Source organism: Sphingomonas ginkgonis, assembly GCF_003970925.1.
Lineage (GTDB): Bacteria > Pseudomonadota > Alphaproteobacteria > Sphingomonadales > Sphingomonadaceae > Sphingomicrobium > Sphingomicrobium ginkgonis.
On record NZ_RWJF01000001.1, the window covers coordinates 572,975 to 585,904 of the forward strand.

Below are 12,930 nucleotides of genomic sequence, written 5' to 3' on the forward strand. Positions count from 1 at the left end.
CGCACAGGCGGCTCGTCGTGCTGTGTATCTGGGATGTGCGATCCGGCGGTACAAGGGCAAAGAAAGGCCCCGCCGCGGACGTGCCGGGCGGGGCCAGACTGGTCCGGATCTGAAGAGGATCAGCCGGTGACGATCGAGCCCCCACCCGCCAGCGCCGCGAGCAGCAGCAGCGCGACGATGTTGGTGATCTTGATCATCGGGTTGACGGCGGGGCCGGCGGTGTCCTTGTAAGGGTCGCCGACGGTGTCGCCGGTGACCGCCGCCTTGTGCGCCTCCGAGCCCTTGCCGCCGAAGTTGCCGTCCTCGATGTACTTCTTGGCATTGTCCCAGGCGCCGCCGCCCGAGGTCATCGAAATGGCGACGAACAGGCCCGAGACGATCACCCCGAGCAGCAGCGCGCCGAGCGCGGCGAGGCCGTTGTCGCGGCCGCCGACCAGTCCGATCACGAAGTAGACGACGATCGGCGCCAGCACCGGCAGCAGCGAGGGGATGATCATTTCCTTGATCGCGGCGCGGGTGACGAGGTCGACCGTGCGGGCGTAATCGGGCCGCGACGACCCGTCCATGATCCCGGGATTGTCGCGGAACTGGCCGCGGACCTCCTCGACGACGGCGCCGCCGGCCCGGCCCACCGCGGTCATCCCCATCGCCCCGAACAGATAGGGCAGCAGGGCGCCGAGCAGCAGCCCGACGATGACGTACGGATTGGACAGGCTGAACAAAGTGTCGAGGTTGGCCGACACGCCGATCTGCGCCCCGAACTCGCGCAGGTCGGCGGTGTAGGCGCCGAACAGGACGAGCGCGGCGAGCCCGGCCGAACCGATCGCATAGCCCTTGGTGACCGCCTTGGTGGTGTTGCCGACGGCGTCGAGGGCGTCGGTGCGGTGGCGCACCTCTTCCTCCAGCCCCGCCATCTCGGCGATGCCGCCGGCATTGTCGGTGACCGGGCCATAGGCGTCGAGCGCGACCACCATGCCGGCGAGCGCGAGCATCGCCGAGGCGGCGTAGGCGACTCCGAGGAAGCCGGCGAGCTGGAAGGAGACGATCAGCCCGACGACGATCACGATGGTCGGGAGCGCGGTGGATTCGAGGCTGATCGCGAGCCCCTGGATGACGTTGGTGCCGTGGCCGGTCTGGCTGGCGGCGGCGATCGACTTGACCGGACGGAAGTTGGTCCCGGTGTAATATTCGGTGATCCAGACGATGAGCGCGGTAACGGCGAGGCCGACCATGCTCGCCCAGACGAGGTTCATGACCGGGAAGCTGGTTCCGGCCGCGGTGCTGACGGTCTGGCCGAGGTTGCCGTCGAAGGCGTACCAGGCGGCCCCGAAGATGGCGACCGCGCCGAGCAGCGTGGTCGTCCAGAAGCCCTTGTAGAGGGCGCCCATGATCGATTCCTTGGCGCCGAGCTTGACCATGTAGGTGCCGATGATCGAGGTGATGATGCAGACGCCGCCGATCAGTAGCGGCAGCGTCATTACCGGCAGCAGCAGCGGCGAGCCCTTCAGCGCCAGTGCGACCGAAACCATGGTGATGCCGACGGTGACGACATAGGTTTCGAACAGGTCCGCGGCCATGCCGGCGCAGTCGCCGACATTGTCGCCGACGTTGTCCGCGATCACGGCCGGGTTGCGGGGGTCGTCTTCGGGAATTCCGGCCTCGACCTTGCCGACGAGGTCGGCGCCGACGTCCGCGGCCTTGGTGAAGATGCCCCCGCCGAGCCGCGCGAAGATGGAGACGAGGCTGGCGCCGAGCGCCAGCGCGGTCAGCGCGGTGACGACCGGACGCGCGTCGGGCGCATAGCCGAGCGGGACGACCAGCACGTAGAAGAGGACGGCGATGGCGAGCAGCGCCAGCCCGGCGACGAGCATGCCGGTGACGGCGCCCGAGCGGAAGGCGACGGTGAGACCCTTCTGGAGGCCGCTGCGCGCCGCTTCCGCGGTGCGGACGTTGGCGCGGACGGAGATGTTCATGCCGATGAAGCCGGCGGCGCCCGACAGCACCGCGCCGGTGACGAAGGCGATGGCAGAGAGGCCGCCGAGGAACAGGAAGACGAGCGCGGCGACGATCACGCCGACGATCAGGATGGTGGTATATTGGCGACGGAGATAGGCCGCGGCGCCTTCCTGGATCGCGGTCGCGACCTCGATCATGCGCGCGTTGCCGGCGGGTGCACGCAGCACCTGCTGGCTGGTGACGATGCCATAGAGCACGGCGATGACGCCGCACACGATGGCGATGAGTACGAGATTCATCGGTGAACAACCCCCTCCCAGACGGTGGAGCCGTTCATCCGCGACCGGTGAACGGCCTTACGAAACGGGGGGAGCCTAGCGGCGAAACGGCCGCTGTCCAGCGCCTTGGGTGAAGGTTGGATTAATGGACGGCAAGCGCCGTCAGCATGCCGCACACCAGACCGGCGGCGGCGAAGGCGAACTGGCGAAGGCTAAGCGAAATGCTCATGACCGAGACGCTCCGGCAGGGGCACCGGCTCGCCGTCGTCGGTCAGGTGAATGCCCATCCCGTCGGTCAGCGATCCGACTGCGGCCATTCTCGTCCCTTCGGGTAAACAAAGCGTTGCGTTCGGGTCCACGCCGGCGGGGAGCGCGCAGAGCAGCGCATAATCGTCGCCCCCGGTCGCCGCGAACAGCCGGGCGTCGAGGCCGGCCCCGCGCTCCGCGACGAAGCTGGTGCTGAGCGGGAGCGTGTCGAGCGCGATGTCGGCGCCGCAGCCGCTGGCATCGGCGAGGCGCGCGGCGTCGAGCAGCAGGCCGTCGGACACGTCCATCATCGCGTTGGCCACCCCCGCCAGCGCCCGGCCGGCGGCGAGCTGCGGGATCGGGCGGCGGTAGACGTCGACGAGCGGTCCTTCCGCCTTGGTGTCGCGGCGCAGGCAGTCGAGCCCCGCGGCGCTGTCGCCGAGCACGCCGGCGACCCACAGCCGATCGCCCGGCCGCCCCCCGCCGCGCGAGGGGGTGCGCGCGCCCGCCCGGCCGAGCACCGTCAGCCCGAGCACGCGCGGCGCCCCGTCGGGAAGCGCGATCGTGTCGCCGCCGAGCAGCGGCAGGCCGTAGCTCTCGCAGGCGGCGTGGAAGCCGCGCAGGAACCGTTCCTCCCATTCGCTGTCGCCGCGCAGGGTCAGCGACAGGAGCGCGCCGGCCGGGGCCGCGCCCTTGGCGGCGAGATCGGACAGGTTCACCGCGGCGAGCTTCCAGCCGACGCTGTCGGGCGGATCGTCGGGCAGGTAGTGGACCCCCTCGGCGATCGTGTCGTGGCTCAGCACCAGCCCGTCGAGCAGCGCGGCGTCGTCGAGCAGCCCGCGTGCCGCCGGGTCGGTCGCCAGCGGGCGAAGCGCCGCGAGGATCTGCTGTTCGCCGCTCATGCGGCGGGTAAGGGGCTGCGGATGGTCACCGAGGCCTTATAGACCCAAGCCATGACCCGCTTGAAAGCCCTGTTCGCCCTGCTCCTCTCGATCGTCGCCGGTCCGGCGCTGGCGACGACGGACGACCCCTCCGCGATGGTACCGGCGGTGAGCGAGGGGCGGGTGGTGACCTGGCCGTCGCTCGACGGGGGCGCAGCGGGCCGGATGACGGTCTGGGTCTGGCTCCCGCCCGGCTACGACGCCCGCCGGGGCGCGCGCTACCCGGTGCTCTACATGCACGACGGCCAGAACCTGTTCGACCGCCGGCTGACCAAGTTCGACCAGGTCTGGGGGCTCGACCAGGCGATCCCGCGGATGGTCCGGCAGGGGGACCTCCGCGCCTGGATCGTAGTCGGGGTGCAGAGCCCGCGCTCGCGCTACGACAGCCTGTTCCCGGCCAAGCTGTTTCCCCTGCTCTCGCCGGGGTTCCGCAAGCGGGTGAGCGAGCTCGACAGTGGTGATCCCAAGGGGCCGCTCGCCGGCGACGACTATCTCCGCTTCCTGGTCGGCCAGGTGAAGCGGCGGGTCGACCGCGAGTTCCGGACCTTGCCCGGGCGCGAGGACACGGCGGTGATGGGCTCGTCAATGGGCGGGCTGATGAGCTTCTATGCGTTGGCGGAATATCCGGAGGTGTTCGGCCAGGCCGCCTGCCTGTCGATGCACGTCGCGCTCGCCAGCCCGACCGAGAAGGGGGTGGACCATGCTTCGGCGGCGGTCGAGGTGGCCGACGTGTTCCGGCGCTACCTGCGGCAGAGCCGGATGCGGCCGGGCATCAACCGGCTCTACATCGACCATGGCAGCAAGACGCTCGACGGGAGCTACGGGCCCTATACCGACCGGCTCGTACCGGTGCTGGAGGCGGCCGGATGGCGCGCCCCGAACTTCATGTTCCGCACCTTCAGCGGAGCCGAGCACAACGAGACGGCGTGGCGCGAGCGGGTCGACATCCCACTCGCCTTCCTCGATCGCCGCGATCCTTAGAGCCGCCGCGGTCGCGCGCGGTCAGTCGCCGCGGACCGTCTTGGCGATGCTGTCGAGAAGGCCGTTCACGAACGCCGCTTCCTTCTTGTCGTAGAAGGCGTGGGCGACGTCGAGATATTCGCTGATGACGGTGCCGACCGGAACGTCGCGGCGGGCCATCAGCTCGTAGGCGCCGGCGCGCAGGATGGCGCGCATCGGGCGGTCGAGCCGCTCGAGCTTCCAGCCTTCGGCGAGGCGACCCGCGATGGCGCCGTCGATCTCCTCGCGGCGGGCGAGCGCGCCGCGGACGATGTCGTCGAAGAAGTCGACCTCGGCGTCGTGATACTCGGCGCCCTCGATCGTCGCGCCGAGCCGGTGGTGGTGGAATTCGTGGAGGAGCTGGGGCGTGGCGGTGCCCTCCATCTCCTGCTGGTAGAGCGCCTGCACCGCGGCGAGGCGCGCCGCCGAGCGGGTCTTGGATCGAGTCATGGTCATGGCGCGCCGCCTAGCCCCGCATCATGGCCAAGGAAAGGCGCGAGGACCGCGGCGACCCGCACGCCCGCCTCCCATGGGGCGAAGTGGCCGACACCGTCGAGGCGGGCGATGGCGAGCTCGTCGACCAGCGTGTCGAGGCCGTCGAGCTGGACCGGGAGCAGCGCCTTGTCGCGCATCCCCCAGACGACCAGCACCGGGACGTGGATCCGCGGGAAGGCGCGGAGGAGGAAATCGGGGAGGGGCACGGTGAGCCCGGGCGGCGGGACCATCACCGCGCTTGCCCGGTACCAGTTGAGCATGGCGGTGAGCCCGCCCGGCTGGGACCATTCGGCGATGTACTGCGCGCGTTCGGCGGCGGGGATGATGGCGAGGTCGACATGGCCGGCGAAGCTCTTGTCGAAGAAAGTATCGAACCCCATCCGCTCGACCGCCTGCTCGAACCCGGGGGTGCGGAAGGCGGTGATGTATTGCGAGGCGGCGCGCTGCGCCTCGTCCTCGACGAGGCTCTTCTGGAAGACGACCGGGTGCGGCGCGTTGACGACGGCGAGGCGGGTGAGCCGCGGGTCGCCCTTGATCGCCGCCGCCCAGGCGATCGCCCCGCCCCAGTCGTGCCCGACCAGCGCGAAGCGGTCGATCGAGAGCGCGTCGGCGAGCGCGAAGATGTCGGCGACCAAGGTCTCGGCCTTGTAGGCCTCGACCTCCTGCGGGCGGTCGGACCCGGCGAAGCCGCGCTGGTCGGGCATGACGAGCCGGAAGCGGTCGCGCAGCAGCGGCGCGACGACCCGCCAGGTGCGGTGGCTCTCGGGGAAGCCGTGGAGGAGGATGACCGGCGGCGCGTCGGCCGGGCCGTCGAGCGCGACGTTGAGGGTCACGCCGGTGGACAGGGGCAGGCGGCGGAACTCGGTCATTCGGCGTCGAGCTCGGGATAGTGGCGGAAGATGCCGTTCTCGTTGAAGGGGAGGCGGCGGTCGCTGTGGAGATAGTCCTGCAGCTCGGGCAGGGCGGCGACCCGGTCGCGCAGCGCGACGACGCCGGGCACGTCCTTCTCGACCGCGCCCATGCGGCGGGGGAAAGCGTAGCGGAGGCCCTCGACCAGCTGGAACAGCGAGAGATCGGCGAAGCTCCACTTCGACCCCGCGAACCACTCGCGGCCGGCGAGGGAGCGCTCGAAATAGCCGAGGAACTTGGGGATGCGGTCGCGCCGGAAGCCCTCCGCCGCGCGCGCCGCCTCCGCCTTCTGCTTCTCGTAGGTCTCCATCAGCGCGACGGGATGGTGGATGTTGTGCACCTCCGCCACGGCGTCGGCGATCGTCAGCTGGAGCTGGATCAGCCACAGGTCGGTCGGCAGGTCGCCGGCGCCGAGCCCGTGGCGGTCGCCGAGCCAGGCACAGATGTGCGGCGCCTGCGCGATGCAGAAGTCGCCGTCGACGAGGTAGGGCGGAGCGAAGGGCTCGCGCTCGCCACGGCTCGCCAGGTCCTTCATCAGCGCTTCGGCACCCTCCTCGCGGGCGCGATCGCGGTAGGGGATGCCGCCCGCCTCGAGCACCAGCCGGACGAACTCGCCGCGGCCGGGGATGGTCGGCCAGTACCACAGGTCATAGGTCATCGGCGGCGCCTTTCGTCGGTCAGGGATAGCTGACGGTCAACGGCACTTCGGGCAGCGGTATCCATTCGTCGTCGTCGGACGGCGGCAGCGCGAACTCGCCGGCGCGCCATGCCCGCTTCGCCTCGTTCAGCCGCTCGCGGCGGGAGGAGACGAAGTTCCACCAGACGATCCGCTCCCCGTCCATCGGCGCGCCGCCGCACAGCATCAGCCGCGCGCCGCCGAGCGAGCGGAGCACCGGCCGGGTGCCGGGGGCGAGCAGCGCCAGCTCCATGACGCCGAGCTCGAAGCCGTCGACATTGGCGTCGCCGCTCATGAGGTAGACCGCGCGCTCGTCGGCCTCGCGGTCCAGCTCGAGCGAGGCGCCCGGGGCAAGGTCGATCGCGGCGTAGAGGGTCGCCGAATGCTGGGTGACAGGCGAGCGGGCGCCATGGGCCTCGCCCATGATCAGGCGGAGCGACACGCCCTCGCCCTCGAGGTGGGGGAGGTCGCCGGCGGCGACATGCTCGAAGGCCGGGGCGAGCTCCTCCTTGTCCTGCGGCAGCGCGAGCCAGGTCTGGATCCCGTCGAGCGCGGGTCCGGCGGCGCGCTGGTCGGCGGGCGACCGCTCGCTGTGGGTGATCCCGCGACCGGCCGTCATCAGGTTGACGGCGCCGGGCTCGATCCGCTGCAGCGTGCCGAGGCTGTCACGATGGTCGATCGCGCCGTCGAACAGGTAGGTGACCGTCGCCAGGTTGATGTGCGGGTGCGGCCGGACGTCGATCCCCTCGCCGGCCCCGAGCCGCGCCGGACCCATCTGGTCGAAGAAGATGAAGGGCCCGACCATCGTCCGCTCCCGGTGCGGGAGCGTCCGGTGAACCTTGAAGCCGCCGAGGTCATGCGTGACGGGCTTTAGCACCTGCAGGAGAGGATTGTCGTTGATCATTCGCCCGGCGCCTTCGCCTGGATTGCCAGCGCGTGAACGCGTTCGTGCATCAATTCGGCCAGGGCTCGATAGACGAGGCGCTGGCGTTCGACGCGGTTCTTGCCGGCGAAGGCGAGGCTTTCGATGGCGAGGGTGAAGTGGGATTCGCCGCGCGAATCGTGGCCGGCGTGGCCGCGATGGAGCTCGCTGTCGTCGCGCAGCGACAGGATGGTGGGGGCGAGCGCCGCTTCGAGGCGGCGACGTATCTCGGTGGCGACCGGGCCGGTGGATTCGCTGTCCATGCCGCCCATATAGGCCGGCTGGCACGACGAGGAAGAATGGACATCAGGATCACCAAGGGCGAGCGGAGCGATCGGCTGGACGCGGTGCGGCCGGACGGCTCGCGCCTGTCGTTCGAGTTCCCGAAGAAAGGCCCGGTGCCGCACGACGCGGTGCACCTGCTGGTCGAGCGCGCGTTCGGGTTCGGACAGGGCTTCTGGGGGCTGGTGGCGGCGGGCCGCTCGCCCGGCGCAGTCGGAGAGATGGCCAAGGCCGGCGGGCATGCCAGCGCCAAGCGGGCGGCGGAGCCCGACCCGGCGATCGTCCCGGTGGTGCAGGCCGAGCGGATCGTCGAGGCGTTCGAGGCGGACCTGTGGTCGGGGAGCAGCGGCGACGTTGCCGGAATCGCCGCCATGGCGCGCAGCGGCTGCGAGGCCTCGCTGGTCCCGGTGCCGCTGCTCCCGCTCGACACGCTCGAGCAGGTCCGGCGCGAGCTGGCCGGGTTCCAGCAGGCATGGGCGGCGTTGCCGACCGGGGAAGGAGTCGACCTCCGCTGGGAGACGCCGGCGTGAAGCGGCCGCATTTCCACGGCCGGGTCGAGGGCGCCGCGGAGCGCTGCGCGGTGCCGGGATGCGAGGAGCCGGGCGAGTTCAAGGCGCCCCTCACCGCGTCCAGCTTCAATGGCCCCGGGCAATGGCGCTGGCTCTGCCTCGCGCATGTCCGCGAGCATAACCAGACCTACAATTACTTCGCCGGGATGAGCCCGGAGGAGATCCAGGAAGCGCAGTCGCCGACCGCCGGCTGGGACCGGTCGACCCGCGTCTTCGCCTATGGGCCCGGCGGCGATCCCGGGCCGGCGTGGGGCGACTTCAAGGACCCGCTCGACGCCATTTCGGCGCGGTTCCGGCCGGCCGGTCCGCCGCCGCGCCGCTCGCGCTTCAGCGGCGAGGAGATGCATGCGCTGGACGTGCTCGGCCTCGACGAGGAGAGCGATCTGCACGCGGTGCGCAAGCGCTACTCGGAGCTGGTCCGGCGCTACCATCCGGATCGCAACGGCGGCGACCGGCGGCATGAGAAGCAGCTGCGCGAAGTGATCGACGCCTGGCAGCGGCTGCGCCAGGCGCGGGCGTTCGCGGCCTAGTCGCGGTCGGGCGCGCCGAGCGGGAAATAGGAACGGTAGGGGCGGGCCTGCTCGACCGCCCGCGCGACCGCGGGATGGGCGAGCAGCCGCCGGCGGTAGCCGAGCAGCCGCGGGCGCCGGTCGCCGATCGGCTCGACCCAGTCGGCGTAGAAGAGCGCCGGGGCAGCGGCACAGTCGGCCATCGTGAAGGTCTCGCCGACTGCCCAGCCATCTGAGGGCAGCTCGCCTTCCAGCCAGTCATAGGCCGCGCGCAATCTGGCGAGCGCCTGCTCGACGCCGTAGGGGTCGCGCCGATCTTCCGGCCGCAGCGCATTGCCGACCGGCACCGTCGCCCGGTCCATCACCCGCTGGTCGAACACCCGGTCGAGGAACCGGACTCGGAGGCCGGCGTCGCCGTCCGGGATCCATCGGTTGGGACCCGGATGGCGGCGCTGAAGATGCTCGATGATGATCGAGCTTTCGGCGACGACCTGGCCCTCGTCGACGAGGAGCGGGAACTGACCGAACGGCGCCAGGGCGGCGAACTCGGGGCCATGCTGCTCGACCGAGCGAAACTCGAAGTCGGTGCCGTCCGCCCACAGGGGGATCAAAGCCTTCCAGGTGTAGCTGCTGAACGGGTGGCCGTAGAGGACGAGGCTCACCAGCGGTCCTCCGCCATCCGCTGCTGGCGCGCGACCTCGCGATTGCTGGTGGTCTCGGGGCCGGCCCAGCCCTGTTCGACCGCGCCCCCGGGCTCGTAGGTGGCGATCACCGCGCCGGAACGGGTCACCTGATGATCGACGAGCTTGAGCGCCTCGGCGGGGGTGCCGTCTCCGAACAGGCGCTTGCCCCGGCCGAGGACGACGGGGAAGGTCATCACGGTCAGCCGGTCGAGCAGCCCGGCCTCGAGCAGCGGCGGGTAGAGGGTCGAGCTGCCCTGGATGAGGAGGTCGGGACCCTCGCCAGCGCGCACGGCGCGGAGCTCGTCGAGGCTGGCGAGACGGTGGCTGTTGGACCAGCCGAGGTCGGGCGAGCCGCGGGTCAGGACATATTTGTCGGCGCGGGTGAAATCCTCGCCCATCTGGATCGCGGCGAGCTCGCCATCGTCCTTCCCCATGCGGTCGAACACCTCGCCGAATCCGCTGGTCTCGCCGCCGACATAGGGCCAGTAGGCGGCGAAGATCTCGTAGGTGCGGCGGCCGAGCAGGAGGGCATAGTCGCGGTCGAAGAAGTGGCCGATCGCCTGCCCGACCTCCTCGTCGAAGAACTGCGCGAGCCAGCCGCCATGGGCGAAGCCGCCGGTCGGGTCCTCGGTCGGGCCGCCGGGGGCCTGCATGACCCCGTCGAGCGACAGGAAGACGCTGGCGAGGATGTTACGCATCGGCGGGCTGCTCGCCGCGCGCGGCGGCTTCGATCGTGGCGACGTCGATCTTCCGCATCCGGTTCATGGCGTCGAACACCCGCCGGGCGACCGCCGGGTCGGGATTGGCATTGCCCTCGAGCAGGACGCGCGGGGTGATCTGCCAGGAGAAGCCCCAGCGGTCCTTGCACCAGCCGCATTCGCTCTCCGCGCCGCCGTTGCCGACGATGGCGTCCCAGTAGCGATCGGTTTCGGCCTGGTCCTCGGTGACCACCATCATGCTGACCGCCTCGTTGGGCTTGAAATAGGGGCCGCCGTTCAGCCCGGCGAAGGCGCGGCCGAAGACGGTGAACTCGACGAGCAGCTCGTCGCCCTTTGCGCCGGAGGGATAGTCGCCGGGCGCGGCCATGGCCGAGCCGACCCTGCTGTCGGGGAAGGTGCGGGCGTAGAACTCCGCCGCCTTCCGCGCCTCGCCCTTGTCGAACCACAGGACGGTGACGAGCTTGCTGTCGGTCATCCGCTTGCTCCTACTTGCCGCCGACGAGCGCGAACTCGGCGCCCTGCGGGTCGCGTCCGAGCAGGATCCAGCTGCCGCCGGGGACCTCGTGCGGACCCATCGTCGGTGTGCCGCCCTGCGCTTCGACCGCCGCCTTGGCGCGCTCGATGCTGTCGACGCCGATGTAGTAGCGCCACGCCGGCGGCTGCCCGCCCATGGTGCCGCAGGTGGCGCCGAAGCGCAGGTCGTGATGGTCGAGGAAATGGTAGCCGCCGAGCTCGCCCATCGGCATCGTGTCGTGGTTCACCCAGCCGAGCAGCGGACCGTAGAAGTCGAGCGCCGCCTGAGGATCCGAGGTCGAAAGCTCGTTCCAGTTCACCCGGCCCTTGGCGTCGACCGAGAAGACGTCGCTGGTCGCGTCGGGATCGCCGCCGGGCGGGGTCGGCTTCATCACGTACAGGACGGCGCCCTGCGGGTCGGCGATCAACGCCATTCGGCCGATCCCCTCGACCGACCAGGGCGGCATGATCGTGTGCGCGCCCCTGGCGGTCGCCGCCTCGACGAACTTGTCCACGTCGTCGACCCCGACATAGCCGAGCCAGGTCGGCTTCGCGCCTTGGTCCTGCATCGCCTGATCGAGCTTGAGGATGCCGCCGGCGTTGCCGCCGTCGCCGCGCCGGATCATCCGGTAGTCGAGCTCGCCGGCCGGCTTCGGCTCGATGTCCCAACCAACGACCGCGTCGTAGAAGGTCTTCGCGCCCTCGGGATCGGGGCTCATCAGCTCATACCAGATGAAGCTTCCGTGCGGGTTACCCATTGCTCTTCTCCAGCACTACCAGGGGTGTGAAGCCCCCGAAGATCATCCGCTTGCCGTCGAACGGCACCGCGATCGCCATCAGCTCGGGGCTCTCCATCATCTTGGCGAACGCCTTGTCGCGGGTCGCCTTGTCGGGCCACTCGATCCACGAGAAGCAGACCGTCTCGCCCTCCTGGCGGTCGACCGAGCGATAGAAGTCCGTCTGCTTGCCCTCGGGTACGTCCTCGGCCCAGCATTCGACGATGCGCAGCGCGCCCTCGTCGATCAGCAGCTGATCGGCCTTCCGGGCATGGTCGATGAAGGCCTGCTTGTCGCTGGTCTTCACCGGGATCACGAAACCGTCGACATAGCTCATGCGGCTACCTCCTGGTCGTTGTACAAGGCGAGCTGGTCGGCCAGCGCGCGCTGAAAGGCGGGGCGCTCGCTGCCCCGGGCGCGGTAGGAGTCGAGCGCGGGATAGTCGGCCAGCAGCCCGCCCTCGCCGCCGAGGATGCGCAGCACGGTCACCATCAGCAGGTCGCCGACGGTGAAGCGCTCGCCCTCCAGCCACATGGAGTCGCCGAGCCAGTCGGAGAGACGCTGGAGCTTGCCGCGAAGGAACTGCTCAGCGCCGGGCTTGCGCAGCCTCGCCCATTCCTCGCCGGGGTAGAAGGTGTCGAGCGTCGCGAAGTTCATCAACGCGGGTTCGACGCTGTTCAGGGCGGCGTAGCACCACTGGATCGCGCGCGCCCGGGCGGTGGGATCGCGGGGCAGGAGGCGCTCGTCCTTCTCGCCGAGATACTGGACGATGGCGCCGCTCTCGAACAGCTGCACTTCGCCCTCGCGCAGGCAGGGCACCTGGCAGAAGGGCTGGTCGCGCTCATAGCCTTGCGGCGGCGGCCCGATCAGCCTGAGGCTGTAGTCGAGCCCCAGTTCCTCGAGCGCCCAGCGGACCCGAAGGTCGCGGACCTGCCCGCGGGCGAAGGGAGGAACCCATCCGAAGGTGGTGAGCTCGATGGGAGCATCCGGTGAGATCGGCATGGCTCAGGCGGCCTCGGTCTGGTGAGCGCCCTTGGCGGCGAAATCCGGGTCCATCCACATCGGCTCCCACTGGTGCCCGTCGGGATCCTCGAACAATCGCCCGTACATCGGCGCGCCTTCCCGCTGGCCCTGCGTCGCCGGATCGACCGTGCCGCCCGTCCGACCCGCGGCCTCGGTGATGCGGTCGACCTCATCCGGGCTGTCGCAGGAGATGCACAGCAGCATCTGGCTGGTGGTGCGCGGCTCGGCGATCGGGCGGCTGGTGAAATTGGAGTAGAAGCCGTGGCTCAGGAGCATGACGGAAATGGTGTCGCTCAGCACCATCATGGCCGCCTGATCGTTGCTGAACTTGGGCTCCTTCCGGAGCCCCAGCGCCTCGTAGAAGCGGACCGATCGCTCAAGGTCCGTCACCGGCAGGTTCACGAAAATCATCCGGGGCATTTTTGTCTCCCACT

17 protein-coding genes are annotated in these 12,930 nt (G+C 70.2%); 3 read left to right on the top strand and 14 right to left on the bottom strand.

Features of this window, described 5'->3' with window-relative positions:
• Positions 1-119: 119 nt before the first annotated feature.
• The gene (locus HMF7854_RS02810) at positions 120-2,255 is read right to left on the bottom strand and encodes a sodium-translocating pyrophosphatase (RefSeq protein ID WP_126717709.1); all 2,136 of its coding nucleotides are present in this window, start codon (positions 2,253-2,255) and stop codon (positions 120-122) included.
• Positions 2,256-2,446: 191 nt separating this feature from the next.
• Positions 2,447-3,382, bottom strand: coding sequence for a thiamine-phosphate kinase (thiL, locus tag HMF7854_RS02815; protein ID WP_126717710.1), 936 nt, complete (start codon positions 3,380-3,382; stop codon positions 2,447-2,449).
• Positions 3,383-3,433: 51 nt separating this feature from the next.
• On the opposite strand from thiL, the gene HMF7854_RS02820 reads away from it, so the two are divergent.
• Entirely contained in the window at positions 3,434-4,402 is a 969-nt protein-coding gene (locus HMF7854_RS02820) for an alpha/beta hydrolase (RefSeq protein WP_126717711.1), read from the top strand.
• A gap of 21 nt (positions 4,403-4,423) precedes the next feature.
• On the opposite strand, the gene nusB is transcribed toward HMF7854_RS02820, so the two are convergent.
• From nusB to HMF7854_RS02845, 5 genes are read right to left on the bottom strand one after another with little or no spacing between them, the layout of a single operon-like run.
• Entirely contained in the window at positions 4,424-4,876 is a 453-nt protein-coding gene (nusB, locus tag HMF7854_RS02825) for a transcription antitermination factor NusB (RefSeq protein WP_126717712.1), read from the bottom strand.
• Positions 4,873-5,784: an alpha/beta fold hydrolase gene (locus HMF7854_RS02830; protein WP_126717713.1), complete on the bottom strand. Its 912-nt coding sequence runs from the start codon at positions 5,782-5,784 to the stop codon at positions 4,873-4,875. Before HMF7854_RS02830 ends, nusB begins: the two co-directional genes overlap by 4 nt.
• On the bottom strand, positions 5,781-6,482 hold the full coding sequence (locus tag HMF7854_RS02835; RefSeq protein WP_126717714.1) for a glutathione S-transferase: 702 nt from the start codon (positions 6,480-6,482) through the stop codon (positions 5,781-5,783). The genes HMF7854_RS02830 and HMF7854_RS02835 overlap by 4 nt, the downstream gene beginning before the upstream one ends.
• A 19-nt stretch (positions 6,483-6,501) precedes the next feature.
• On the bottom strand, positions 6,502-7,404 hold the full coding sequence (locus HMF7854_RS02840; protein WP_126717715.1) for a pirin family protein: 903 nt from the start codon (positions 7,402-7,404) through the stop codon (positions 6,502-6,504).
• Positions 7,401-7,685, bottom strand: a complete 285-nt coding sequence (locus HMF7854_RS02845) for a BolA family protein (RefSeq protein WP_126720031.1) — start codon at positions 7,683-7,685, stop codon at positions 7,401-7,403. The genes HMF7854_RS02840 and HMF7854_RS02845 overlap by 4 nt, the downstream gene beginning before the upstream one ends.
• Positions 7,686-7,721: 36 nt before the next feature.
• On the opposite strand from HMF7854_RS02845, the gene HMF7854_RS02850 reads away from it, so the two are divergent.
• Positions 7,722-8,234 (top strand): hypothetical protein, encoded by a 513-nt coding sequence (locus HMF7854_RS02850; RefSeq protein ID WP_126717716.1) that lies wholly within the window; start codon positions 7,722-7,724, stop codon positions 8,232-8,234.
• Positions 8,231-8,803: a J domain-containing protein gene (locus HMF7854_RS02855; protein WP_239016809.1), complete on the top strand. Its 573-nt coding sequence runs from the start codon at positions 8,231-8,233 to the stop codon at positions 8,801-8,803. Before HMF7854_RS02850 ends, HMF7854_RS02855 begins: the two co-directional genes overlap by 4 nt.
• Here the strand turns inward: HMF7854_RS02855 and HMF7854_RS02860 are convergent.
• From HMF7854_RS02860 to HMF7854_RS02890, 7 genes are read right to left on the bottom strand one after another with little or no spacing between them, the layout of a single operon-like run.
• On the bottom strand, positions 8,800-9,444 hold the full coding sequence (locus HMF7854_RS02860; protein WP_126717718.1) for a glutathione S-transferase family protein: 645 nt from the start codon (positions 9,442-9,444) through the stop codon (positions 8,800-8,802). The genes HMF7854_RS02855 and HMF7854_RS02860 overlap by 4 nt on opposite strands.
• On the bottom strand, positions 9,441-10,163 hold the full coding sequence (locus HMF7854_RS02865; protein WP_126717719.1) for a dihydrofolate reductase family protein: 723 nt from the start codon (positions 10,161-10,163) through the stop codon (positions 9,441-9,443). The genes HMF7854_RS02860 and HMF7854_RS02865 overlap by 4 nt, the downstream gene beginning before the upstream one ends.
• Positions 10,156-10,659: a VOC family protein gene (locus HMF7854_RS02870; RefSeq protein ID WP_126717720.1), complete on the bottom strand. Its 504-nt coding sequence runs from the start codon at positions 10,657-10,659 to the stop codon at positions 10,156-10,158. Before HMF7854_RS02870 ends, HMF7854_RS02865 begins: the two co-directional genes overlap by 8 nt.
• A gap of 10 nt (positions 10,660-10,669) precedes the next feature.
• Positions 10,670-11,455, bottom strand: a complete 786-nt coding sequence (locus tag HMF7854_RS02875; RefSeq protein WP_126717721.1) for a VOC family protein — start codon at positions 11,453-11,455, stop codon at positions 10,670-10,672.
• Positions 11,448-11,810 (bottom strand): DUF1428 domain-containing protein, encoded by a 363-nt coding sequence (locus HMF7854_RS02880; RefSeq protein WP_126717722.1) that lies wholly within the window; start codon positions 11,808-11,810, stop codon positions 11,448-11,450. The genes HMF7854_RS02875 and HMF7854_RS02880 overlap by 8 nt, the downstream gene beginning before the upstream one ends.
• The gene (locus tag HMF7854_RS02885; RefSeq protein WP_126717723.1) at positions 11,807-12,475 is read right to left on the bottom strand and encodes a glutathione S-transferase family protein; all 669 of its coding nucleotides are present in this window, start codon (positions 12,473-12,475) and stop codon (positions 11,807-11,809) included. The genes HMF7854_RS02880 and HMF7854_RS02885 overlap by 4 nt, the downstream gene beginning before the upstream one ends.
• Before the next feature lie 3 nt (positions 12,476-12,478).
• Positions 12,479-12,916 (bottom strand): VOC family protein, encoded by a 438-nt coding sequence (locus HMF7854_RS02890; RefSeq protein WP_126717724.1) that lies wholly within the window; start codon positions 12,914-12,916, stop codon positions 12,479-12,481.
• Positions 12,917-12,930: the final 14 nt, after the last annotated feature.